Source organism: Streptococcus downei MFe28, assembly GCF_900459175.1.
GTDB lineage: Bacteria > Bacillota > Bacilli > Lactobacillales > Streptococcaceae > Streptococcus > Streptococcus downei.
In genome coordinates this window covers 823,761-846,072 of sequence record NZ_UHFA01000002.1, presented here as the reverse complement: position 1 = coordinate 846,072, position 22,312 = coordinate 823,761, and the positions used below count along the sequence as shown (strand labels likewise).

Below are 22,312 nucleotides of genomic sequence, written 5' to 3'. Positions count from 1 at the left end.
ATCAATAAAGGCTAAGCGCAAGGTCAAAACCCAAGTCTTAGGCTTGCGAAATGACCAACTGACCGTCGACCATATCGGCCTTGAGAGCCTTGACATCAAGGTGGTCCAGATAGAAGTCGGTTACCTTGTCACGAATTTGGCCTTCGATGACCCGACGCAGAGGTCGTGCCCCCATGGCTTCATCGTAACCTTCTTCAATCAGGTAGGCCTTGGCAGCATCGCTGACTTCCAAGGTCAAGCCCTTCTTAGCCAAGGTGCGGTTAACTTCATCCAGCATCAAATCAACGATTTCCTTCAAATCTTCTTTAGTCAAATGGGAGAATTCAATCACCCCATTGAAACGGTTGAGGAATTCTGGACGGAAGAATGGCGCTAATTTGTCTCGCAGGCTAACTTCCTTTCCATCTTCTGGCAGAGCACCAAAGCTATAGCCGGCATTAGAGGTAGCAATAATCACGGTATTCTTGAAGTTGACGGTATTCCCTTGACCATCGGTCAGGCGACCATCATCCAAAACTTGCAAGAGTAAGGTAATGACTTGTGGGTCGGCCTTTTCAATTTCATCAAGGAGGATAATGGAATAGGGATTGCGACGAACCCGTTCGGTCAGAGTGTTAGAGTTGTCATCGTAACCCACATAACCAGCCGTTGTCCCAATCAACTTGGAAACCGCTGTCCGATCGCTATATTCAGACATATCCAAACGAATAACCGCATCCTTGGTCCCAAACATATCCAGTGCCAATTGTTTAGCCAATTCGGTCTTACCAACCCCAGTAGGTCCGACAAAGAGGAAGCTACCGATTGGGCGGTTGCCTTCATCAAAGCCAGCCCGATTACGGCGAATGGCCTTGCTGACAGCCTGAACAGCTTCATCTTGACCGATAACCTTGCCTTTGAGTCGACTACCCATTTCTTTCAGGCGTTCAATATCGCTGGCCCCCATTTGCGAAACAGGAATCCCCGTCATCCGTTCGACCGCTTGAGCCACATCATTGACACTTGCCACAACCTTTTGATTTTCAGTATGGTTGTCAATTTGCTTTTGCAAGTCATCAATTTTCACCTTTTCAGCCAAGGCCGCTTCATAATCTTCCTTGTCAGCGGCTGCCTGTTGGCAATCACGGGCCTTAGCAATATCGGCTTCCAAGGTCTTAAGATCAGTCGCTGGGTGTTGGGCCGCCAAGTGGGCAGCCGTCACATCGACCAAGTCAATAGCCTTATCAGGCAGAGCTCTTTGCGGCATATATTGGATAGAATAGTCCACCGCAGCCTTTAAAACGCTATCGGGCAGTTCCACATTGTGGTGTTGCTCATAGAGAGGTTTAATCCCTTGGAGAATGGCAAAAGTATCTTCTGCCGATGGGGCATTAACCTTAACTTCGTTGAAACGACGAGCCAGAGCAGCATTCTTCAAAATAGTGTTGCGGTATTCATCCTGGGTCGTTGCCCCAATAACCGTCAACTCACCCCGAGAAAGGGCAGGCTTGATAATGTCAGCTAGACCCTTGGAGCCTTGACCATCACCAGTACTACCAGCTCCCAAAATTTGGTGAATTTCGTCAAAGAAGAGAATGATATTGCCTGCTTGCTTGACCTCGTCCATCAATTTTTGAATATTTTCTTCAAAGGCGCCGCGGTATTGGGTTCCAGCTTCCAAACCAGAAATATCGATGGAAATGATTTCCTTGTTCTTGATGGAAGCAGGCACATCACCTGCCACAATAGCTTGAGCTAGCCCTTCAACAACCGCAGTCTTACCAACCCCAGCATCACCGACCAGGACAGGATTGTTCTTAGTCCGACGCGCCAGAATTTCAGCGGTATCTTGAATTTCTTGATTACGACCGATGACAGGATCCAGCTTACCTTGGCGGGCTTCTTCGGTCAAGTTGCGACCGAGCTTAGCCAGAATCCCATCTTGTTTAAGTTGACCTTGACTGGCTTGAGACGCCCCTTCTTGCACGGCCTCTTGACTAGGCAAGTGACCTGTTTGCCGATAATAATTAAATTCTTCAGGAGTAACCTCCCGACCGTTGATGCGGTAACGCCGGGTTTCCGAATTGAAACCGCCCATGTTACCCATCAATTGATTGAAAATGTCGTCCATATTGTTAAATCCAAAATTGTTGTTCATAATAGTACCTCTTTACTTTTCCTATTTTTGTTTTTTGACTATTACTGACTTTTTGTCCAAAAATTTTTTCAGAACCTTACTCTTAGAATGAGAAATCGGTTCTGACCTTCTTTGACCTTTGGCTTAAAAATAAAAGGCCAAGCTTGAAAGGGCGAAAGAAAACCGTATAGAATTGGGAAGAGATAGAAAGCCCTAATTTCTAGAAGCTCATCTTTTCCCTAGCTTTTTAGCCTCTTTCAATTTTTGCGACGCACTGTCAGTTTCTTCATCAGGGTTCTCCTCTCATCTCCAACCCTGTGATATTACTATATCACTTTGGTCAGGAAAGGTCAATAGTTTTTTCGACTTTTTTTGATCTTTTTAGAAAATATTTTCTTGACTACCTATGTAAAGCAAAAAGCAACGGCATCAAAACCGTTGCTTTTTCGTTGGCTTAGGGATAGTTTTGTCCCAGACTCATATCATTCTCACGGGTGGTTTTGATTAGTGCTTTAACTATTGCTATTTTCTTCATCAAGCTTAGATAGAAGTTGATAAAGCATAATGAAGAAGAAAAGATTAATTGAAATAAGAAGGCCTGATGCCCATGGAAAATTACTTTCTAAATTTCGAAGAGGTGAGTTCCAAGCAAAATGAGTAGCAAAAGCACCACAGGCATAAAGGAAGCCAATAAGGCAGTATTTTTGATTAATAGCCTTTTGACATGAATGCCATATCAGGACTAGCCCCATAGCAAGAAAGGACGTATAAAGCCAGTGAGACGATACTGCCCCAATACTGCGGCCAAGGATTCCCGAAATCGTATAAGAAAAACCATCAGCTAAATCTGAAAGGATATAGGAGAAATCCTCACTAATCTGAAAACCTATACCAGTTGTAATAGCAACTAGTAAGAGCCCTTTGTAACTTTTTGTTGGTACCATATAGATAGCAAAGAGAAAAGCTGCCAGTTTGAGAGGCTCCTCAACAAGAGGAGCCATAATGGCATCTTCAAAACGATAGAAAAAATTTTTTGAAGATAGGTGGGCCGTTACCCATTCATGAGAAAAGGTATTGGCATAACCAGCTATCCATCCTGTTATAAAGAGACCACCAATTAGGGCAAAGACTAGCACAAGTGGTCTAACCTGCCATTTTTTACCTAAGTGATTAATAAGAAATAAAGATGGAACGATATAGCATAGAGCAATGAGTGTTGATAGCCCAATTATACTGTAAGCTGAACCAGACAGAGCACCTGAAGTGTATGATTGGGTATCATGAGTCAGGCCAATAGCTGAAAGAAACAAAAAAATATACAGGGTTAATTTCCGAAACATGTATAACCTACTTTCCAAATGATACTTCCAGTATATCAAATAATTCTTTGTCGCCGAAATATTTCAATTTTTTTATTTCACAAATTCGTCATTTAATTCAAAAGGCAATAATTGATATTTTTTATTTAAAGTTGTGTACTTGCTCACTAAAACACAGAGCAAGTACACAACAGTTATTACCATCAATACATGAACTCTGATTTCAAAATCTTTTGATGAAATCACATTTGGACACTAGACTATACAAGAAATGGTTAAGTGTTTCTAGAATAACATTTGTTCTTATAAATTCTATCAAGAAATAGCAGAACCAAACCATAGAAAATAGCCATTTTACAAATTCAAAAAGTCTAATATCACCATTCCAACTACCTTTTTCAAAAATCCATTTTAACCCCTTCACAATTTTACTTTTTTCTTTCACTCAGAAACTCCTTATCATTTAATTGGTTTAAGTATATCAAAAAAAACCTAGCACTAACTAGGTCATCATAATCTCTCCTTGGCTTTACCACTTCTAGCTTCGGCTAAGCCTGCAATAATTTTATCTGACAGGTATTTGTTTTGAGAAATCTCCCAGGTTGACTGGTAGCCATCCCACTCCTTCTTTAATAGGATGACGACATCTTGCATTTCATCTTCAGAGGTTACTACTATCGGTTGGACAGTCCGGTTGACCTGCTTCATGTAGGCTTCTATATCATCTTTAAATTCATCAAAACTTATTGTTTCCATGTTAGTTCTCCTCTTCTATCCTCACCGGCACCCGGCCCCAGTTTTGCTCTTTGATAGCGGAGTTGCCGATCTGGTAGACTGCGTCGGCTTTTTGGCTCAGGTCGTCCCAAGGCTCCTTGCCGATGCGGCTGACCAGTTGGACTTGGCCCTTGATGGTCTTGAGATAATCCTGACCTTTTTTGGTGAAGCCCAGGACATGGATGACTTGGGGCAGGGGGCTTTCTTGCGCCTGGACCAGAATATAGGTCAGAACCCTGCGGATTCTGGCCTTGGTATAGCGCTTGGTGGCCACCAGCTCCACTAATTCGTCCAGGCTGGTTACTTCTTTTATGGCTGAGCTAATGCGGCTGGCCAATTCCTCATTAACCTGAAAAATCTTAGTCAGGTCGGGATTGGTCAGAATCTGATATCTGAGCAAGGGGAAATAGTCGGCCCAGACAACCTTGCTGGCTTGTTCCAAGAACTGGCTGTCGGGAACGGTCTGGGCTAGGAAATCTCGGTCGTCCAGGTGCTTGCGAATAGCGGTCGCCGAGGCAATCTGCTCGGACTTGCTTTCGGAGTGATAACCGGCGCCCAATCGCTGGATCGGTCTGAGGGCAAGGCCTCTCTTGGCTACTGCCTTGGCATAGGCCAGCCCCAAAATATGGTTGGGGGTCTTGCCTGTAAAATTCACTCCTGCGAAGACTTCCCACATTTCCTGTGTCTTTTGCGGGTAGGTCAGCTTATCTGGCAAACTAGCCAGATAGGCTTCCATTTCCTGAGAATTTTTGGCATAGATTTGTGAGAGCTGCTGGTAGTCAATCATTTCTTCTGTACCGAACACGACTTGCTCTATCCCCAGCTTAGCTAAAATGTCAATGCCTCCTTGGGCAAAGTAATCGGCCGATTGAACGGCTACCAAAAAGGGAAGCTCAACCACGAGGTCAGCACCATTTTCCAAAGCCATCTGAGCCCTAGTCCACTTATCAATCAGGGCAGGCTCGCCCCGCTGGACGAAATTGCCCGACATGGCGACGACAGTCACGCCCTGGCTCTGCTCCAGAAGGTGACGATGACCATTGTGGAAGGGATTGAACTCTGCGATAATACCGGTAACTGTCAAGTGATGCTCCTTTCGCAAGATATAAGGGCGTTAAGAAATCCGTATAAAAATAGGAATCGGACGCAAGCGTCACTCGGACACGAGGACGATTCTCTTTTTTACTAGGATTTTAGCCCGCATTCAATTAGGTTTTTCAAGGATTTTCTGCCGAGAGAATCGTTAAATAGCTATCCAAACGCTCATTAATATATCGTGCAAAAAGATTCTCCATTGAGTCTATGCTTCCTTTGGCATGAAACTCCTCAAAAGCTTGATAATAAGCAAGCCTGTCTGTAAATTTGATATCAATTGGTGGATAACCGGCCTTCATCAACTCTAAGTTAACAAGAAGTCTTCCTGTACGTCCATTCCCATCAATGAAGGGATGAATACTTTCAAATTCGAGATGAAATCTAGCCAACTTTGCCACAATATTATCATGGCTACTAACATATCTCTCTAACAACTGCTCCATCATAGGACGAATCATATAGGGTTGGGCAGGCTCGTTGCTGGCTCCCATAATACGAACAGGAACTTTACGATAGGTACCCCTATCATCCTTCTTATCAGACAAGACCAGATGGTGAATGTCTTTAATAACTCTCTCAGTCAAAGGTTGTCCTTCAGCAACCAAACTTTGAACATATTGGAAAGCTTCACGATGACCAATAGCCTCCATGTGATCTTTGAGAGGTTTCTGGTTGATTGTCAAACCACGTAACACCAAATCAGTTTCACGTAGTGTCAGAGTATTTCCTTCAATAGCATTTGAATTGTAGGTATATTCTACCGTAAATTCTTCATTAAGACGTTCTACTTCTCCGCTAGTCAGGGGACGCAAACTTGGTAACTGGTCCATTTTTTTAGCGATCTGTTTTAGAAGGCTATTCGACTTTTTATAACGGCTATCAACAGGTTTCTTAGCATTTAAAGGAATTTTCCACAGTCGACCTTCATGAATAGCACCTAGAATCTTTCCTTGACTGCATAATGCCCGTACACGACGATCCGAAATCCCCCACAATTCAGCGGCCTGCTTTACTGTCATATACATAGACATCCCTCCATTCACCTCTTTATATGGTTAATATTATAGCATAGTTCGGAAGGATAGCTGATTTAACGGAACAACATTTTAGGATTAACGGAACGATAGAAAAACTCAGCACCCTTTAGTACTGAGTTAGATGGACAAGTTGAGGTTATCTTTTCTACTTCTCCGCCACAAAGAACCAACGTCTACTGGTCTCTGTGGGCTCCTGGTCTGTAAAATCAGCATAGACCTTGCGGATTTTAAAGCCAGCCTGTTCCAAGAGAATATCGTAAGTCAAGATTTCATAGGTTCGCTCTTCATGCACTTCATCATAACGGGTGAAGCGCCCATCCTGGTCCTCAATGAAAAAAGTTAGCTCATGGACCACCGAGTGAGGCGCCTCATCGGCATAGGTGTCCCAGACCATGGCAAAGTCCTCAGCATTCTCATGGTAGGCATAGCCCGGAAAAACTTCATCCGTCTGATAGGTGGAGTGGACGTCAAAGATAAAGACACCACCGTCATTAAGCTGATTATAGACCTGCTGGAAGACATCGCCGACATCAACCTCGTCCTTCATGTAACAGATGGAGTCCGAATAGCAGGTCACCAAATCATAAGTGCCAGCCTGGGAAAGGTCTAACATGTTGCCCTGGATGAAGGAAATAGTCTGGCTGGCAGCTTGAGCTCTTTTTTGAGCCAGGTCCAGCATTTCCTGACTGAGATCAAGGCCAGTCACCTCATAACCAACCTGAGCAAATCGTAGGGACTGAATCCCTGTCCCACAGGCTAATTCTAACAATTTTTTCTTGCCCTTAGGAAAGTGGCGGAGGGAAAAGTCCGTCCACTTGTCATAAAGGCTATCATCCATAATGGCATCGTAAACCGATGCGAATTTTTCGTAGGTCTCACTCATATCATCCTCCACAGCAAAAGGACTGGGCTCGCACCCAGCTCCTTTTTTATCCTAGAAATCCAGCGACATCCACCATTGGGGCTTGGTGCCAGAGTTTTTCCAGATTGAAATGTTCCCGAGCTTCTTGCGAGAAGAGGTGGACAACACAATCGTTGAGGTCCAGCAGAACCCAACCGGTCTTGCTGTCGCCTTCAATATGGCTGGCATCTCCACCAGCCTCCTTGACCTTCTCACGGATATTGTCCGCAATAGCCTCCAACTGGCGGGTATTCATGGCACTCATAATAATGAAGTAGTCAGTCAGGCTGGTCAAACCGGCCAAATCCAAGGCTACAATATCCTCCGCCCGCTTCTCATCAGCGGCCTGCACAACAATTTTCAATAGTTCATCTTTTGTCATCTATTAGGTTTCCTTTATTAATCAATATCAATTTTACCAATTATAGAGTTATCAATAACATCATCTACCATATATTTTGGAACACTGTTATTACTCCAACTATCAGAAGAATTTTTCGTACAAAATGCCTCTAATGATTCGAACTTACTCCTACTCTTTGGATGAGAAAAATAGAGTCTCTCTAAAGTATCGTGTTTAATAATAACCCAATTTTTCCCGGAATTTGAATCATCTAAGGGAAATGCTAGGTAAATATCTTTCCCCTTATATTTTAAAGATAAGCTCATTCTAGTCTTCAACTGTATTTGATAGATATTTGAGCAATCTCGATTATAGTCATAATGTTGAACTGCTAGAAAATCCGCCCCCAGAGAATCATTAGGAAGCCATACTGAAGCTATTCCATAATCAACTAACTTAGCTGCTAGTTTAAAAAAGTTTCTCTGCTCAATAAATTTACCACTTGTTTTTAGGGATTCTTTGATTCTTCTTAGTTTCATAAATATTAGTACCTCAGCTCCCCAACGAAGGCATTATAGGTGTCAATGGTTTGCGGGTAGATAGGCAGTTTGCGGTCAATCAAGTGGGTCAGCGTATGGGCCGTTTCGTAGGCGACGGCCTTATCTAGGGATTGCTCCGCTATTTGCCGAGCCTGGTTCACCCCAGGAAAATCACGGTTATCCTCAATATAATCGGCCACATAAACAATCTTATCCAAGGTGGTCATCTGGTGACTACCTGTCGTGTGGTCTTCAATGGCTTTGAGGATTTCAGCATCTGTCACGCCCAAATCTTCTTTAATCTTATAAATACCAACCTTACCATGCCAGATATTATTGCCCCAGTTTTTTAAGTCGGGGTCCAAGGAATACTTATCAATCAAGGCCAGAAAATCACTGTCTGAGAGCTCTTTGGCATAATCATGCAAGAGACCGGCCAGGCCAGCCTTTTCCAGAGAATAATCATTGAGTTGGGCCAAGTGTTGGGCAGCTGCTTCCACGCCCAGACAGTGCTGGAATCGCTTGGCAGACAGGCAGTCTTGCATAATTTTTAAAACTTGGTCGCGGTCATAGCCATGACCCAAAAATTTCTCATACATTAGCGATAAAGCCCCGCTTTCTTGATATAGGCTAGAACTGATTGGGGCACCATAAAATTGGGCATGTGCCCATTCTTAATCAGCTCCCTGACATTGGTTGAGGAAATATCCATGAGGGGAACATCCACCCAAATAACGGGATAGGAGGTCCCTGCCTTGAATTTTGGTCTTTGAACACCAACAAATTGCACCAGGTCAACCAACTCATCAATCCGATGCCACTTAGGCAGGTACTCAACCATATCAGCCCCGATAATAAAGTAATAATCGGTATCGGGATTTTCCTCAGTCAGGTACTTCATGGTATCGTAAGAATAGCTAATACCCTTACGCTCCAACTCGATGGTCTCAATATCCAGACCTTCAACCCCATTGATAGCCAGCATCAGCATATTGAGACGGTGGGCTTCACTAATGGTTTCCTTCTTGTCCACATGAGGGGGCAGGTACTCGGGCATGAGCAGGACCTCATCCAGCCCCAACTGTTGACGCACCTGATCGGCTACAATCAGATGGGCATTGTGAACGGGATTAAAATTTCCGCCCAAAATACCGACCTGCTTGCGACCAGTTTCCTTAACCTCTTCTTCCAATTCAACCTTGGTGAAAGGCGTTACTAAATCTAGTGCCATAGCCATCTCCTCACGCTTTAAAAATCAACTCTTTTAGCCACCATTATAGCATAATTAGGGATAAAGAAAAAGTTGGGAAAGAGACTATTTACCCTGTAATTCCAATAAGAACAGTTTCTCAAGAAAAGAAAAAAGTGCTCTAAGCACCCTAATCTCAAATTTCTTTCACCTTCTGAGAAAGCTTGCGGTTTTCCTTCTTGGCTGACTGCTTGTAGAGGGTCAGGACGCAGCCAGTTTTGGCAACGGATTGAGCGCCAATTTCTTCCTCTAAAATGTCAGCGACTTCGTGAATGTTTTCATCCGTATTCTGCAAGAGCTTGACCTTAATCAGCTCACGGGCATCAAGGGCCTGGCGAACACTGGTCTTAATCTGGTCATTGAGACCGTTCTTACCAACCTGAACGACCGGTTTCATAGTATGGGCCTGACTATTAAGAAAGGCTCTTTGTTTTGATGTTAATGTCATATTTTTTCCTTTTTATTTGTGAAAATAGCAGAGCTGGTCCAAAACTTACATGAGATTTCTTTTGACATCAAACAGATAAGACTGCTCTTGATAATCTTTGACATAGTATTTCATCTTAGTTTTCCCTTTTTGAATGATGCGATGGCCTTCTGCTTCCAGCAAGACTTTCTGAGCTTCCAGACCACCGGGATACTTGGCATTGACTTCTCCACCTGACTTGAGTACCCGCCAATAGGGTATTGACTCATCCTCCTCAGACCAGGCAACAATCAGAGTGGCTATTCCCGAGAAAACTGGAACACTGTCACTCTGCCCTAGGTAGGCCCGCAAGTCAGCCAAGGTCACCACTTTGCCATAGGGTATTTGTCGAATAGCTTTGGCATATTTATTTGGCGGAATAAAAGTTGACTGACTCATACTTTCTACCTTTCTTAGATGATGGCCTTGCGAACCATGACCCCGACACCCTCGGGAGCCCAGGCTGCAACCCTGGCGCTACCATTAACCCGAACCCAACCTAGTCCAGAAAAGACCACATCGGTTTTCCCCATGATGGTAAATTCATGGCGGACCAATTTGGGAAAATTAGCCACTTCCTTAGCAGAAGGTGGCGTCAAAAGACTGCCAGCGTGCTTGAGGTAAAAATCATCGGCCCCCTCTAGTTTGGTGCGGTGGAGCTTGAGATTATTGTCAAAATAGGCCGTGAAACCTTGCTTATCTCCCTGAAGAAAATCAAAGCGACCTAGGCCACCCAAGAAAAGGGTCTGACTAGGATTGAGCTGATAGGTTTTGGGCTTGATTTCCTTTTTGGGACTGACATACTTGAGATCCTTGGCAGACAGGTAGTGGGCCATTTGGTGGCGGTGGATAATCCCCGGGGTATCAAAGATATAGGAACCATCATCTAGGGGAATCTCAATCTTATCCAAGGTCGTTCCAGGGAAGCGTGAGGTGGTAATAATCTCTTGATTCCCAGTGATTTCCTTGATGATGGCATTAATCAGGGTGGATTTGCCAACATTGGTCACCCCAACCACGTAGACATCACGCCCAGCCCGCAGCTCCTCAATCCGAGCAATCAGCTCCTTGATGGCTTGGCCGTTTTGAGCAGAGGTCAAGAGGACATCAACTGGCCGCAGGCCCTCTTCATGGGCCCGCTCGGTCAGCCATTGGGTCACCTTGCCATCCTTGACGGACTTGGGCAAGATATCCTTTTTATTGCCGACCAGAAGCACGTCATTGCCGGCGACAAAGCGACTGAGGCCAGGAATAACCGAGCCATTAAAGTCGAAAATATCGACAACATTGACCACTAAAGCCTGACTATCCCCCACTTCATGAAGGAGCTTGAGGAAGTCATCATCAGTGATGGCTACATCGACAATCTCATTATAGTGACGCAGGCGGAAACAGCGTTGACAGTAGAGTTCTCCTGTCTCCTGACTTTTTTCAATGCTGGACTGAGGAGTGTAGCCAGGAGCTTCCTTATCCCGGCTCTGAATCTTGGCTCCACAGCCGATACAGTATAATTCTTCCATTAAATTTCCTTTTGATACTCAATTGGACCGTATTTTTGGGTAATTTTCTTGAGCACCCGACGTTCCCTTGCCCGATTAAACTTGGTATTCCAAGCATCCGAGGTCACAAGGGGTTTGACCAGGATGGAACGAATCCCAGCACGGTGGCAGGCCCGAATGTCGGTCATGAGCTGATCACCGACCAAGACGACCTCATCACGATTAAAATTATAACGCTCAATGGCCTTGTTAATGCCTCGAGTGAAGGGCTTCATAGCCCGACTGATAAAGTCCACATGGAAGGGATCGACCGCCCGCTTGACCCGCTCATGCTTATTATTGGAAACGACCACCACCGGAATATCGGCCTCGGTCATATCATCCAACCACTCCCGCAACTCGGGCGTCCCATCAGGATTATCCCAAGCAATCAGGGTGTTATCCAAATCCACTAAAACCGCAGAAATCCCGTGCTTACGCAGGCTTTCGGGTTTCAAATCATAAACAGCTTCGACCGCGAAGGTCGGCAAGTAATCTTCAATACTCACAACTTTCTCCAAAAACTAATAGTACCCCTTATTATAGCATACTTTGAAGGCGAGTTGAGGAGGAAAAAGGGGGGAATTTGAAGGTTACCATAAGAAAGAACCTCCGTTGGATTACGTGGCCCTACGGAGGTGATTGTATTTGTGAAATGGAAGTTGATACTCAACTAATCTTGTTCAGGAATTGGTGGCATGGGATTATCAAAAAGCGATGAAAGTTCATCAACAGAACCTGCCTTAATCCAGTCTTTCATTCCTTGTTTCCAGACAAGAGTATCTGGATTAAACTGAATTTTTGTTTTCATTTGGGATAGGCTGGAGATGTCATAGGGACCATAGGCCTGACCATCAATAACTACATGATAATACCCGTTGTGCTAGTTAACACTAGCCAAAATAAAAAACTTTGCCTATCATAAACTCAGAACAACCACGAAATGAGGGAATGATAGGCAAAGCCAAGACTATTATCTCGCAAATCCACATCAAACACAAGATATTTTTTCAGTTTTGCTAACAAAAGTGAGTACACTTTATGACCGGTTCGTTCCCTACTGCGTGAGGCATCGGCGAAACGTTCACTCACAGAAGCAACCAGATGTCGTTATTATAGCTAGTTATCTCTGGGCCATTCAAGAGGGGTGCCGAACAGCCAGCGCAATTTATCGAGCCATTCGTCATAGCCTTTTTCCTAATGACTTTCCAGAACGTTCCCGCTTTTGTCGGATTTGTCAAAACCTTTCCCAAAGCATCCAACGCATGCGCTACTTTATGGTATCTTCCCTTTGTGAGACCTCTTCATTTGGCCTGATTGACAGTTTTCCCTGTGCCTTATGTCATCCCATCCGTAATCTAAGAGCTAGCCTTTTATCAGAAGTCGCTAACATCGGATACAACGCCACGAAGAAGATTCACTACTACGGGGTGAAGTTCTCCGTTTTAGTCAGCGATAGGGGCTTTCCTTTGGATTATGTAGTAACGTCAGCCTCTGTTTACGATAGCCAAGTGGCTTTTGAATTACTGGAACACATATTCCACTGATTTATGGAGACAAGGGCTATATTGACAAGCAGGTTAAGAAAGAGTTGGCCAATTGTGGTATCACCTTAATTTCTCAACTCAGGAAAAATATGGCGGACTATTCTTGGTTTGAGAACTATAAAATTAGCCGATTGCGCAAACCGATTGAAACCGTCTTTTCGAGCTTAGAACAGTTTGGCATTGAGAATTTACGCTGTCGAAACCTTCGGGCATTACAGTTTAGAGTAGAAGCTATTTTACTCATCTATTCACTCATGCTGGAAAATAGTCAAAATGAATTTGGGCTGAGTTTGAAATATTCTAAGGCTTATGCCTGATTAACTAGCACAACGGGTATTATATATATATTCGATGTCAATAGTGTTACGAGAAGTTTGAGGAATAAAATCTTCAAAATTAGGGACAAAAAAAGCAAGCCTAAGCTCGCTTGAGATTATAAGGATTTTTTCCTAGAAATAATCAGGTCTCGTAGGGAAATGATAAGTACCGCTAGAACAATGAAGAGCATGCCCAGAATATCCATCTGATAAAAGACCTGCCCCAAAATTAGGGCTGCCAAGATAACGCTGGCAACTGGCTCAATAGCTGCGAGGAGACTGCCCTTTAAGGGACCAACCATGCTGATGCCCTTAAGAAAGAGGGTATAGGACAAAATAGCCCCGACGACAATCAAACCAAAGAGTGCCAGCAGGTTGAGGCTATTTAGGGGGAGACGGTAGCGCCAAGCTTGCGTGAAAATAGGAAAGACAAGACCACCAATTAACATCCCCAGACCAACGATGGTCAAGCTTCCATAACTTTGAATGAGTTTGGCTGGAATAATCATGTAAGCTGTGTAGGTGAAGGCCGAGAGGACACCCCAGAAAAGTCCAAGAGGGGTGATGGCTAGACTAGCTAAGTGGCCATGGGTCGCAATTAGAAAGGTACCCAAAATGGCCAGAAAAATAGATAAGCTTTCAGAAAATGTCGGCAGGGTCCGCCCCTTAAGGCTAACATAGGCCAGAACTAAGACTGGCGAGATATACTGGAGAACCGTTGCCGTTCCTGCATTGGTATAATGAATGGCTTGTAGATAGGCATACTGGTTGGCTAGGAGACCACAAATGGCAAAAATCAAGAGACGAACTCGGTTGGAACCTGAGGACATCAATGATGTCAATGTCGCCTTATCCTTAATGAAGTCCAGTCCTGTCAAGACTAGACCCGCTATAATCAAGCGCAGGCTGGTAAGGAGATTGACCGAAATCCCCTGAGCCATCAGATATTGACCAGAAATACCTGAAAAGCCCCAACACAGGGTTGCGGCAATGGTAATCATAGTCCCTTTAAACGTTTTTGACATGGTGCCCACCTCTCTAGTCTCCATTCTAGCATAAAATAGTCTTCGTGGAGACCGACTTTTCTATAAAAAAGAAGGCTTTCGAACCAGTCATCGGCCTCTGCCGGAATTAGTAAGGGAAGGAAGACAAGTCACAACTAGTGATTGGTGACAGGAGCCAAGAGCTTTAGCTCTTAGGCAACTGACCTCCCTTAAAAGCTTTTACTAAGCCTGAGAATTTTGTTATAGTTATAGTTAAAGTGAAGGAGGGACATTTGTATCAAACCTAGTCGAAGCTCACTTGCTAGGCTGTCCTTCAACTAGACTAACCTATAGGGAGGTATCACTATGTTTCAACTGACTGACCAAATCGCTGTCGTGACTGGTGGAGCCAAGGGAATTGGCCGAGGTATTGCCAGAGTTTTAATCCAACAGGGAGCCAAGGTTATCATTCTTGATAGAGACCAAGATGCTGGTCAAGCTAGTGCCAAGGCTTTAGGCGCTGACTTTTATCCCTTTGATGTTACCGATAGCGACGCTATTGATCAAACCTTCCAAATGATTCGAGAAAAATACGGCAGGCTGGACATTCTCTGTTCCAATATTGGCATCTATCCCCAAGTCAAAATTGCTGAAATGAGCGAGGCTGATTGGGACCTGATTCAAACGGTCAATCTCAAGGGAACCTTCTTGGTGGTCAAGGCTGCTACTAAAATTATGCAACCCCAAGGCTATGGACGAATTGTTCTAACCTCGTCAATCACTGGCCCTATTACTGGCTATCCTGGCTGGGCCCACTACGGCTCAACCAAGGCTGGACAATTAGGCTTTATGCGGAGTGCTGCTCTGGAATACGCCAAGGATGCTATCACCATCAATGCCGTTCAACCTGGCAATGTCCTGACCGAGGGTCTGCAAGCTCAGGGACAGACCTATCTGGATGAAATGAAAAAGACCGTACCGACTCATACCCTAGGTTCCCCAGAAGACATTGGCACAGCCGTTGCTTTCTTAGCTTCTAAGGAAGCCCACTACATTACTGGTCAGACCATCGTTGTTGATGGAGGCCAAATCCTCCCAGAATCTTTTGATGCGATTCTGTAAAATTCACTACTAGATAAAGGAGCTGGGCAAAAACTCAAAATCTCACTAATTTTCTCAGATTTTAAAAATAAGAAATCGCATGAAATCAGCGTTTTTAAACGAAAGATTTCATGCGATTTTGTTAATTCAGGACCTTTTTCCCAGCCCCTTTATATCTATATCAAAGCAAAAAGGCACTAGTCTTAGAGCTTGACTACTTCCTATCACGCAAAGCCCTTTTGAAGACTTTTTTCCGTTGCTTGACCAAGCTGATGAGGGCCTGACCTTCCTTGGCATAGCCCCCTTTTTTATTGTAAAAACTCTTCTCGAAATCAGCTGTTTGCCTCTCTTGCCAGAACCTGCCCAAGCGAATCCTGCCCGTCCGATTGGGAGAGCGGTAGCCCTTGGTAGCTTGATTACGAAAGGCTGGGTCATGAGGGCTGACAGGATAAACATCCAGACGCAAATGACTCTTGTTATTGTTGCCGTAATTGAAACTGGCCCCATTGATGATACCATTGGCTGTCACCTTTTCGGCATCAACTTCATTGAGAAAATTCCCTTGACTATCGATGATAAATTCCGTCCGAAACTGGAGGAGAACCTTGATATTATAGGATTCTTGCTGGTCAGGAAAGTGAAAATCACCTGCATTGATCTGGCGTTTATTGTGCAATCTGGCATGGTCCCAGAGGCTGGGCCTGAGATGATTGGCCCGCAGGTAGGCAATCAGAGCATCCTGGTCACTCATGCCATGTTTTCGGTAATATTGACGGACATACTGGGCCTGCTGACTGGAAATGACATAGCGGAGCTGGTGGAGCTGGCGGTTAAGGCTGGTCTTCTCCTGAAAATCTCGCCCCTTCATGGCTAATCGAACCTGTTTAGTTAGTTCAGCCCAAAAACGGTCATGAGGAGCCAAATCAGGCGAAAATTTAGCGACCAAGGCCTGATTTTCCTCCAACTGACCGGAGAGATCCTCTGGCATGGCCAAGCTAGCCAATAAAAATTCCAGAGCAGCTCGTGGCGTCTGCTCCTTTTTTATGGTCCGCCATTCCTGCAAAAATTCCTTTGAACCAATGAGCATGGCTCCTCCTTTCTTTTGGACATAGCTATTAAACTCTTGAAAAAGACGAAAAAACTGGAAAATCAGGATTCCCCCTTTTGGTGCCATAAGATTTTGAAGTCCCGTCTATCTTGACTTTCCTATTATAGCTAATTTTAGCAACAAAACAAAAAGTCTGACTCTCCTCCTAGTCTAGTCCAGTTCATTCACTCACCAGTAGCCTTTTTCGATAGTCAGTCACCGTCATCCCCAGCCATTTTTTAAAAGCCCGACTAAAGGCAGCAACCTCGGTATAACCCAGTAAATCTGCGATTTCTTCGGTGGATAAGTTCAATTGCAAATACGAAACTGCCATAGCCTTCTGGACTGCCTGAACCTGCTCCTTAAACGAAGTGTTTTCCGCTTTTAAATTCCGTTGTAGAGTCCGACTGCTAAGACCCAAACGTTGGGCGATATCTTCCACAAGAAAGTTGCCTGCCGGAATGGCGGAGAGGAGCTCCTCTTGTACATAAGTGGCAAAAGACTTCTCACCCTCTAGGCTAGCCAAATGCTTGTTGAGCTCTGGCTCTAGATAGTGCCACATGATATTATTTTGGGTGATAAAAGGTTGGTCCAAATCAACCCTAGCAAAGACTAGCTGATTATAGGTCGACTTTTGGACTAGTTGGCCAAATTCAGCTAGGGTCTCCTCCTCATAATCAAAGGGGCTTTCAAGCAAAATGGGTTGAATGGATTGTCCTGTTCCGGTCTTTAGGAGATTTAAGAGGAGCAATTGTTCATTAAGTACCGCAAGCTTCGGCAGGTCGAACTGCCTGAGAGCATAGCTAAAATGGACAGAGACTGATAGCTCCGTCACCATCAATTCCACCTCAATGGGACCAACCAACTTTTTAAAATGAGCAAACCGCTCCAAGGCTTCCAGGCCATTTTTAGCCGATAAGGCTGCAAAAAAGGCGGGAACTAAAAGCTGGAGATTGGCAATCTGGCTAAGGGCTCGAATTTCCTTTTCGTCAAGCACTCGGTCGAGCTCGTCCAGCAAACGAAAGTATTCTAAACTGGTCAACTCAATTTCTTCGTTCCTTAATTTATTGGGAATAGCGGCTTTATGAAGTAGGCTGGAAAAATCCAGTCCTAGAGTTTTCAGATAATCTTCTAGCCCTCGAGTAACTGCTAGTTTCATTGAAAAACTTCCTTATTTCATTTGACGTAACATCATACGGTCATAGATACGATCTCCTAGGATACGGCGGATACCGACTAAGAGGTGTGCTCCTTGTCCAACTAGATAGCGTGGTTTGGGTTTACGGGCATTGATAATCTTTTGAACAATTTTAGAAATGACAGCTGGATTAGAACCTGCTACTGGCGGATTATCCATAGACTTGATATAGGCATTGGCCACTTCCTTGTAGGGGCCATTTTGCGATTCAAAAGAGAAATTGTCACGTACTCCTTGATAGAAGTCCGTGTTAATGATTCCTGGTTCAAGCAGAACAACCTTTATGTTAAAGGCCTTCAATTCCAAACGGAGACAATCGCTGTAACCTTCAATGGCATGTTTAGTGGCATGGTACCATGCTCCTAGTGGTGAATAGATTTTCCCACCCATAGATGAGGTATTAATAATGAGGCCATCTCTTTGTTGACGCATGAAAGGTAGGACCTTTTGGGTCAAACGAGCCACACCATAGACATTGACCTCAAACTGCATCTGCACTCTTTCCATGGGCATCTCCTCAACTGGACCACAGAGACCATAGCCTGCATTGTTCCAAAGGACGTCAATCCGCCCTTGCTCGTCAATAATCCGCTTGACAACCTCTTCAATGTCCCCTTCGCTGGTGACATCCATTTTCAGAACATGACCGCCTAGTTGGGCCAAGTCCTTCATCTTATCAAGGCTACGAGCGACACAGTAGACGGTATGACCCGCCTTGATTAAATCCTGAGCCGTTATTTTCCCCATTCCTGATGAAGCTCCCGTAATTAAAATAACTTTTTTTGCTTTAGACATATTTCTCTCTCTTTTCTTTTAGTGATGGTTCTATTTTAAAAGATAGACCGACACAATCCCATAACAATTTCCGCCAAGCTCTTACCATTTTACGCCATTTAAGAAAATAAGAAAGTCTTTTGCGCATAAAAAGGACCCAGTTCTACTTAACTGGATCCCTATTTATTTTCTATTATTTCCCCTACTCTTCCTTCAACTTAGCCAACTCTTGAGCCAAGAGTTTGAGGGCAACTTGTGGGTTGGCTTGCCCCTTGGTTGCCTTCATGAGGAAGCCGGTGAAGGCCTTGTCGGCATTGCGTTTGCCTGACTTGAAGTCAGCAACGGCTGCTTCATTATCTGCAAAGACTTGGTGGATAATTGGAATCAAAATCTCAGGGTCGGAGATTTGCACCAGACCAGCCTTTTCCACATAGTCACGAGCCCCGCCGCCATTTTTAGCGAGGTGAACAAAGACCTTCTTAGCAATCTTAGAAGAAATAGTGCTGTCTTCAATCAAGCCCAGCATTTCCACCAGATTGTCTGGAGTCAGCTGGATATCTTCCAAGTTCTTGTTCTCGCTATTGAGGAATTGAGCCACTTCGCCTTGGAGCCAGTTGGAAATCTGTTTGGCATCGCCACCCAGACCAACAGCAGCCTCAAAAAAGTCAGAGGTAACCTTGTTGGCCGTCAGCTGGTTAGCATCGTAGTCAGATAGGCCATATTGGCTGACATATCTGGCCCTGCGGTCCTTGGCAAATTCAGGCAGGTCGCCTCGCATTTCCTCAATCCAATCGTCAGAAATCTCAAAGATTGGTAGGTCAGGCTCTGGAAAGTAACGGTAGTCCGCTGCCCCTTCCTTGACCCGCATAAGGATGGTTCCCTTGTTGGCTTCATCATAGCGACGGGTTTCTTGGCGAATGACCCCACCCGAGCGCAGAATTTTGGCCTGGCGTTCGACTTCGTATTCCAAGCCCTTGCGGACATTGCTGAAGGAATTGAGGTTCTTGAGCTCGGTCTTGGTGCCAAATTCCTCTTGACCATAAGGCCGCAGAGAAATATTGGCATCCACCCGCATGGAACCTTCTTCCATCTTGACATCAGAAATGCCGGTATATTGGATAATTTCCTTGAGGGCAGTCAGATAGGCATAGGCTTCCTCGGGTGAGCGCATGTCGGCCTCAGAAACAATCTCAATCAAAGGCACGCCCTGCCGGTTGAGGTCCACATAGGAATAGCCATCGTCCGCATGGGTATTCTTACCGGCATCTTCTTCCAAGTGGGCCCGCTCAATACGGATTTTCTTGGTTGAACCATCGTCCAGCTGAGCTTCCAGCCAGCCATTGTAACCAATGGGCTCATCAAATTGGGAAATCTGGTAGGCCTTAGGGTTATCAGGATAGAAATAATTTTTGCGGTCAAAGTGCATACTTTGGTGGATATCCATATTTAGGGCCAAGGCCGCCTTGATACCCGCATCAATAACACCCTTGTTCATAACCGGCAAGACCCCTGGGAAGGACCAGTCAATAACATTGGTATTGGCATTGGGATTTTGACCAAAGTGGGCTGATGAAGGTGAGAAAATTTTTGAATTGGTATTTAATTCCACATGGACTTCCAGTCCGATAATGGTTTCAAAGTTCATTAGTTGTCACCTCCAAAGATTTTTGGCTGTTGCTTGTGAAAATCGGTTACTGCTTCAAAGGCTGCCGCTGCTTGGTAGATGGTTTCTTCACCATATTTAGGACCAATCAGTTGCAGGCCAACAGGAAGCCCGTCAACAAAGCCAGATGGCAGGGAAATCCCTGGCAGACCAGCTAGATTGACCGGAATGGTCAGAAGGTCCGCCAAGTACATGGCAACTGGGTCATGATTGAGGGTATCCAAACCGAAGGCTACTGTCGGAGAAGTTGGTCCCAAAATCAAATCATAGTCGGCAAAGACCTTTTCAAAGTCCTGAATAATCAAGGTCCGCACCTGACCAGCCTTTTTAAAGTAGGCATCGTAATAACCAGATGACAGACTGAAGGTCCCCAGCATAATCCGCCTTTTGACCTCGTCACCAAAGCCTTGACTGCGGGTCTTGACATAGATATCTTCTAGACTAGTGGCCTCGTCAGCTCGGAAACCGTAACGAATGCCGTCGAAACGCTGCAGGTTAGAAGAAGCTTCTGAGGAAGCGATGATGTAGTAGACCGCCACACCGTACTTAGAATGAGGCAGGCTAACTTCTTCGACCACAGCTCCCAATTTTTCAAATTGCTGGGCTGCCGCTAGGATATTTTCCTTAATTTGTGGATCAATTCCCTCGCCCAAGTATTCCTTAGGTAGGGCAATCTTCATCCCCTTGATGTCTTGACCAATCTTGCTGGTATAGTCCGCAATCCGCACAGGTGCAGAAGTTGAATCCTTCTTGTCCTCACTGGCAATAGCATTGAGGACTTGAGCATTTTCTTTAACCGTCTGAGAAAAAGGACCAATCTGATCCAGCGAGCTCCCGAAGGCAATGAGACCAAAACGCGAAACCGTTCCATAGGTTGGCTTGAGACCAACAACCCCGTTAAAGGCTGCTGGTTGACGGATAGAGCCACCTGTATCAGACCCTAGAGAGAGGCGAACTTGACCAGAAGCTACAGCTGTTGCCGAACCACCAGAAGAACCACCAGGGACCTTAGTTTGATCCCAGGCGTTCTTGGTTTTTTTGAAGTAGGACGTTTCGGTCGAGCCCCCCATGGCAAATTCGTCCATATTGGTCTTACCGACCACAATCATGCCCTTTTGCTTAGCATTGGCAACTGCCGTCGCATCAAAGATGGGCTCGTAATTGCAGAGCATCTTAGACGCTGCTGTTGTCAAAATTCCCTTAGTAGAGATATTATCCTTGACGGCCAAAGGAATACCAGACAGGACATTGTCAGCATCAATACCTTCCTCATCAAGAGCCTTGGCTTGAGACAAGGCTTCTTCTTGGGCCACCGTGATAAAGGAACCGACAGTTTCTTCACGAGAACTAATATCCTCAAGGGTAGCCTGGGTCAGCTCTGTCGCAGAAATTTCTTTTTTGACCAAGAGATTGTGGAGTTCTTCAACTGTTTGATTATTAAAAGACATTAGGCCTCTCCCCCATCATCCAAGATTGCTGGTACCTTGATATAGTAATCCTTCGATTCAGGTACATTTTTAAAGAGCTGATCGCGGTCGGTCCCTTCTTCAGCTACATCAGGACGCAAAACCGTCCGCCGATCAGCCATGGTGGTCGTAATCGCAACACCAGTCGTATCTACTTCATTCAAAAGTTCAACCATGTCAACGATTTTGGTCAAAGTTGTCGCAAATTCAGTCGTTTCCTGATCCGAAAAGGCCAACTTGGACAGAGTCGCTACATGACGTACTTCTTCTTCCGAAATTTTCATGGTTGAGATACCAAGAACGCCGAGAAAAACTGGTCAGAAAGCCAAAGAAAATCTTGCTTGACATTAGCTTATCTGAGCACTTTTCTTTTTGCTCGGGTTCTATTCCTTTCTTCTCCTATAAGTTCACATAGTCTTTGAAATTATACCACAAAATTTGAGAGAAAAACATCCTTACAAAAGCTATAAGAACCCAGACTTTTATACTTGGTAAACTATTACTGAATTAAAATCAAAACTGAAAATCCATATAATTAAAATACATCTGAAATGCATCGCTTTTTCGGAATCAATAGCAAACAAAAGTGAGCTTATACTCAAATAAAATCAAAAACAGGAAGGAGAAAAGACCACTGCCTCTAAAGAGACGAGGTCTAGCTCCCTCACTAACTCGGTTAGACCAATAAAATTAACTGTCCTAACTTCGTGTTGGAATGAAACTCCCTTGGATTTAACAAACCCTTCCCCAAACGGTTTGTTCTTGCATCCGCACGACTAACGCCATGGCATTTTTAAAA

23 protein-coding genes and 1 pseudogene are annotated in these 22,312 nt (G+C 44.6%); 2 read left to right on the top strand and 22 right to left on the bottom strand.

The features are described 5' to 3' along the window. Positions 1–37: 37 nt before the first annotated feature. The 15 genes from DYE66_RS04105 to DYE66_RS04030 form a co-directional block, all read right to left on the bottom strand. Positions 38–2,137, bottom strand: coding sequence for an ATP-dependent Clp protease ATP-binding subunit (locus tag DYE66_RS04105; RefSeq protein WP_003000946.1), 2,100 nt, complete (start codon positions 2,135–2,137; stop codon positions 38–40). A gap of 491 nt (positions 2,138–2,628) precedes the next feature. Beyond that, complete coding sequence (locus DYE66_RS04100; RefSeq protein ID WP_003001219.1) at positions 2,629–3,456, bottom strand: PrsW family glutamic-type intramembrane protease; 828 nt, start codon at positions 3,454–3,456, stop codon at positions 2,629–2,631. Between the two features lie 489 nt (positions 3,457–3,945). Next, positions 3,946–4,191 (bottom strand): type II toxin-antitoxin system Phd/YefM family antitoxin, encoded by a 246-nt coding sequence (locus tag DYE66_RS04090; protein WP_003001131.1) that lies wholly within the window; start codon positions 4,189–4,191, stop codon positions 3,946–3,948. 1 nt (position 4,192) lies between these two features. Beyond that, on the bottom strand, positions 4,193–5,293 hold the full coding sequence (locus DYE66_RS04085) for a nucleotidyltransferase (protein WP_019788083.1): 1,101 nt from the start codon (positions 5,291–5,293) through the stop codon (positions 4,193–4,195). A gap of 133 nt (positions 5,294–5,426) precedes the next feature. Continuing rightward, entirely contained in the window at positions 5,427–6,329 is a 903-nt protein-coding gene (locus DYE66_RS04080) for a Fic family protein (protein WP_003001102.1), read from the bottom strand. Positions 6,330–6,486: 157 nt separating this feature from the next. Then, the gene (locus DYE66_RS04075) at positions 6,487–7,224 is read right to left on the bottom strand and encodes a class I SAM-dependent DNA methyltransferase (RefSeq protein ID WP_004219374.1); all 738 of its coding nucleotides are present in this window, start codon (positions 7,222–7,224) and stop codon (positions 6,487–6,489) included. Positions 7,225–7,270: 46 nt separating this feature from the next. Next, positions 7,271–7,624 (bottom strand): ribosome silencing factor, encoded by a 354-nt coding sequence (gene rsfS / locus DYE66_RS04070; RefSeq protein WP_003001085.1) that lies wholly within the window; start codon positions 7,622–7,624, stop codon positions 7,271–7,273. A 17-nt stretch (positions 7,625–7,641) separates the two neighbouring features. After that, complete coding sequence (locus DYE66_RS04065; RefSeq protein ID WP_003000793.1) at positions 7,642–8,124, bottom strand: hypothetical protein; 483 nt, start codon at positions 8,122–8,124, stop codon at positions 7,642–7,644. A gap of 5 nt (positions 8,125–8,129) precedes the next feature. Beyond that, positions 8,130–8,723 carry a bis(5'-nucleosyl)-tetraphosphatase (symmetrical) YqeK gene (gene yqeK / locus DYE66_RS04060; RefSeq protein ID WP_003001197.1) on the bottom strand — a complete coding sequence of 198 codons (594 nt, stop codon included), beginning with the start codon at positions 8,721–8,723 and terminating at the stop codon, positions 8,130–8,132. Then, positions 8,723–9,355, bottom strand: coding sequence for a nicotinate-nucleotide adenylyltransferase (locus tag DYE66_RS04055; protein WP_003001229.1), 633 nt, complete (start codon positions 9,353–9,355; stop codon positions 8,723–8,725). The genes yqeK and DYE66_RS04055 overlap by 1 nt, the downstream gene beginning before the upstream one ends. Before the next feature lie 154 nt (positions 9,356–9,509). Continuing rightward, the gene (gene yhbY, locus DYE66_RS04050; protein WP_003000845.1) at positions 9,510–9,821 is read right to left on the bottom strand and encodes a ribosome assembly RNA-binding protein YhbY; all 312 of its coding nucleotides are present in this window, start codon (positions 9,819–9,821) and stop codon (positions 9,510–9,512) included. Between the two features lie 45 nt (positions 9,822–9,866). Next, complete coding sequence (locus DYE66_RS04045) at positions 9,867–10,238, bottom strand: MGMT family protein (protein ID WP_003000849.1); 372 nt, start codon at positions 10,236–10,238, stop codon at positions 9,867–9,869. A 14-nt stretch (positions 10,239–10,252) separates the two neighbouring features. Beyond that, complete coding sequence (gene yqeH / locus DYE66_RS04040) at positions 10,253–11,359, bottom strand: ribosome biogenesis GTPase YqeH (RefSeq protein ID WP_003001016.1); 1,107 nt, start codon at positions 11,357–11,359, stop codon at positions 10,253–10,255. Beyond that, the gene (locus DYE66_RS04035; RefSeq protein WP_004219408.1) at positions 11,359–11,886 is read right to left on the bottom strand and encodes a YqeG family HAD IIIA-type phosphatase; all 528 of its coding nucleotides are present in this window, start codon (positions 11,884–11,886) and stop codon (positions 11,359–11,361) included. Before DYE66_RS04035 ends, yqeH begins: the two co-directional genes overlap by 1 nt. 164 nt (positions 11,887–12,050) lie before the next feature. Further along, entirely contained in the window at positions 12,051–12,236 is a 186-nt protein-coding gene (locus DYE66_RS04030) for a DUF4339 domain-containing protein (protein ID WP_115324944.1), read from the bottom strand. Positions 12,237–12,381: 145 nt separating this feature from the next. Here DYE66_RS04030 and DYE66_RS04025 point away from each other — a divergent pair. Beyond that, positions 12,382–13,241 (top strand): annotated as a pseudogene (locus tag DYE66_RS04025) (IS982 family transposase). Positions 13,242–13,357: 116 nt separating this feature from the next. On the opposite strand, the gene DYE66_RS04020 reads toward DYE66_RS04025, so the two are convergent. Beyond that, a complete protein-coding gene (locus DYE66_RS04020; RefSeq protein WP_115324943.1) occupies positions 13,358–14,266 on the bottom strand; it encodes a DMT family transporter in 909 nt (302 codons plus the stop codon). Between the two features lie 324 nt (positions 14,267–14,590). On the opposite strand from DYE66_RS04020, the gene fabG reads away from it, so the two are divergent. Then, complete coding sequence (gene fabG / locus DYE66_RS04015; RefSeq protein WP_003000960.1) at positions 14,591–15,346, top strand: 3-oxoacyl-ACP reductase FabG; 756 nt, start codon at positions 14,591–14,593, stop codon at positions 15,344–15,346. Positions 15,347–15,539: 193 nt separating this feature from the next. On the opposite strand, the gene DYE66_RS04010 is transcribed toward fabG, so the two are convergent. The 6 genes from DYE66_RS04010 to gatC all read right to left on the bottom strand — a co-directional run bounded on the left by DYE66_RS04010 (position 15,540) and on the right by gatC (position 21,797). Continuing rightward, positions 15,540–16,412 carry a DUF3114 domain-containing protein gene (locus DYE66_RS04010; protein ID WP_044124070.1) on the bottom strand — a complete coding sequence of 291 codons (873 nt, stop codon included), beginning with the start codon at positions 16,410–16,412 and terminating at the stop codon, positions 15,540–15,542. Between the two features lie 181 nt (positions 16,413–16,593). Continuing rightward, the gene (locus DYE66_RS04005; RefSeq protein ID WP_003000980.1) at positions 16,594–17,571 is read right to left on the bottom strand and encodes a helix-turn-helix transcriptional regulator; all 978 of its coding nucleotides are present in this window, start codon (positions 17,569–17,571) and stop codon (positions 16,594–16,596) included. A gap of 12 nt (positions 17,572–17,583) precedes the next feature. Then, the gene (locus tag DYE66_RS04000) at positions 17,584–18,405 is read right to left on the bottom strand and encodes an oxidoreductase (RefSeq protein WP_004219396.1); all 822 of its coding nucleotides are present in this window, start codon (positions 18,403–18,405) and stop codon (positions 17,584–17,586) included. Between the two features lie 181 nt (positions 18,406–18,586). Next, positions 18,587–20,029 carry an Asp-tRNA(Asn)/Glu-tRNA(Gln) amidotransferase subunit GatB gene (gene gatB / locus DYE66_RS03995; protein WP_003001078.1) on the bottom strand — a complete coding sequence of 481 codons (1,443 nt, stop codon included), beginning with the start codon at positions 20,027–20,029 and terminating at the stop codon, positions 18,587–18,589. Beyond that, positions 20,029–21,495 carry an Asp-tRNA(Asn)/Glu-tRNA(Gln) amidotransferase subunit GatA gene (gatA, locus tag DYE66_RS03990; protein WP_003001147.1) on the bottom strand — a complete coding sequence of 489 codons (1,467 nt, stop codon included), beginning with the start codon at positions 21,493–21,495 and terminating at the stop codon, positions 20,029–20,031. The genes gatB and gatA overlap by 1 nt, the downstream gene beginning before the upstream one ends. Further along, positions 21,495–21,797 (bottom strand): Asp-tRNA(Asn)/Glu-tRNA(Gln) amidotransferase subunit GatC, encoded by a 303-nt coding sequence (gatC, locus tag DYE66_RS03985; RefSeq protein WP_003001026.1) that lies wholly within the window; start codon positions 21,795–21,797, stop codon positions 21,495–21,497. Before gatC ends, gatA begins: the two co-directional genes overlap by 1 nt. Positions 21,798–22,312: the final 515 nt, after the last annotated feature.

Bases quoted from the DNA above. Each gene is read 5' to 3' on its own strand.
- DYE66_RS04005 (WP_003000980.1), bottom strand. From the start codon at position 17,571: ATGAAACTAGCAGTTACTCGAGGGCTAGAAGATTATCTGAAAACTCTA.
- DYE66_RS04000 (WP_004219396.1), bottom strand. From the start codon at position 18,405: ATGTCTAAAGCAAAAAAAGTTATTTTAATTACGGGAGCTTCATCAGGA.
- DYE66_RS04090 (WP_003001131.1), bottom strand. From the start codon at position 4,191: ATGGAAACAATAAGTTTTGATGAATTTAAAGATGATATAGAAGCCTAC.
- DYE66_RS04065 (WP_003000793.1), bottom strand. From the start codon at position 8,124: ATGAAACTAAGAAGAATCAAAGAATCCCTAAAAACAAGTGGTAAATTT.
- DYE66_RS04010 (WP_044124070.1), bottom strand. From the start codon at position 16,412: ATGCTCATTGGTTCAAAGGAATTTTTGCAGGAATGGCGGACCATAAAA.
- yqeK (WP_003001197.1), bottom strand. From the start codon at position 8,723: ATGTATGAGAAATTTTTGGGTCATGGCTATGACCGCGACCAAGTTTTA.
- fabG (WP_003000960.1), top strand. From the start codon at position 14,591: ATGTTTCAACTGACTGACCAAATCGCTGTCGTGACTGGTGGAGCCAAG.
- gatB (WP_003001078.1), bottom strand. From the start codon at position 20,029: ATGAACTTTGAAACCATTATCGGACTGGAAGTCCATGTGGAATTAAAT.
- DYE66_RS04020 (WP_115324943.1), bottom strand. From the start codon at position 14,266: ATGTCAAAAACGTTTAAAGGGACTATGATTACCATTGCCGCAACCCTG.
- gatA (WP_003001147.1), bottom strand. From the start codon at position 21,495: ATGTCTTTTAATAATCAAACAGTTGAAGAACTCCACAATCTCTTGGTC.
- DYE66_RS04105 (WP_003000946.1), bottom strand. From the start codon at position 2,137: ATGAACAACAATTTTGGATTTAACAATATGGACGACATTTTCAATCAA.
- yhbY (WP_003000845.1), bottom strand. From the start codon at position 9,821: ATGACATTAACATCAAAACAAAGAGCCTTTCTTAATAGTCAGGCCCAT.
- DYE66_RS04100 (WP_003001219.1), bottom strand. From the start codon at position 3,456: ATGTTTCGGAAATTAACCCTGTATATTTTTTTGTTTCTTTCAGCTATT.
- yqeH (WP_003001016.1), bottom strand. From the start codon at position 11,359: ATGGAAGAATTATACTGTATCGGCTGTGGAGCCAAGATTCAGAGCCGG.
- DYE66_RS04080 (WP_003001102.1), bottom strand. From the start codon at position 6,329: ATGTATATGACAGTAAAGCAGGCCGCTGAATTGTGGGGGATTTCGGAT.
- gatC (WP_003001026.1), bottom strand. From the start codon at position 21,797: ATGAAAATTTCGGAAGAAGAAGTACGTCATGTAGCGACTCTGTCCAAG.
- DYE66_RS04055 (WP_003001229.1), bottom strand. From the start codon at position 9,355: ATGGCACTAGATTTAGTAACGCCTTTCACCAAGGTTGAATTGGAAGAA.
- DYE66_RS04075 (WP_004219374.1), bottom strand. From the start codon at position 7,224: ATGAGTGAGACCTACGAAAAATTCGCATCGGTTTACGATGCCATTATG.
- DYE66_RS04045 (WP_003000849.1), bottom strand. From the start codon at position 10,238: ATGAGTCAGTCAACTTTTATTCCGCCAAATAAATATGCCAAAGCTATT.
- rsfS (WP_003001085.1), bottom strand. From the start codon at position 7,624: ATGACAAAAGATGAACTATTGAAAATTGTTGTGCAGGCCGCTGATGAG.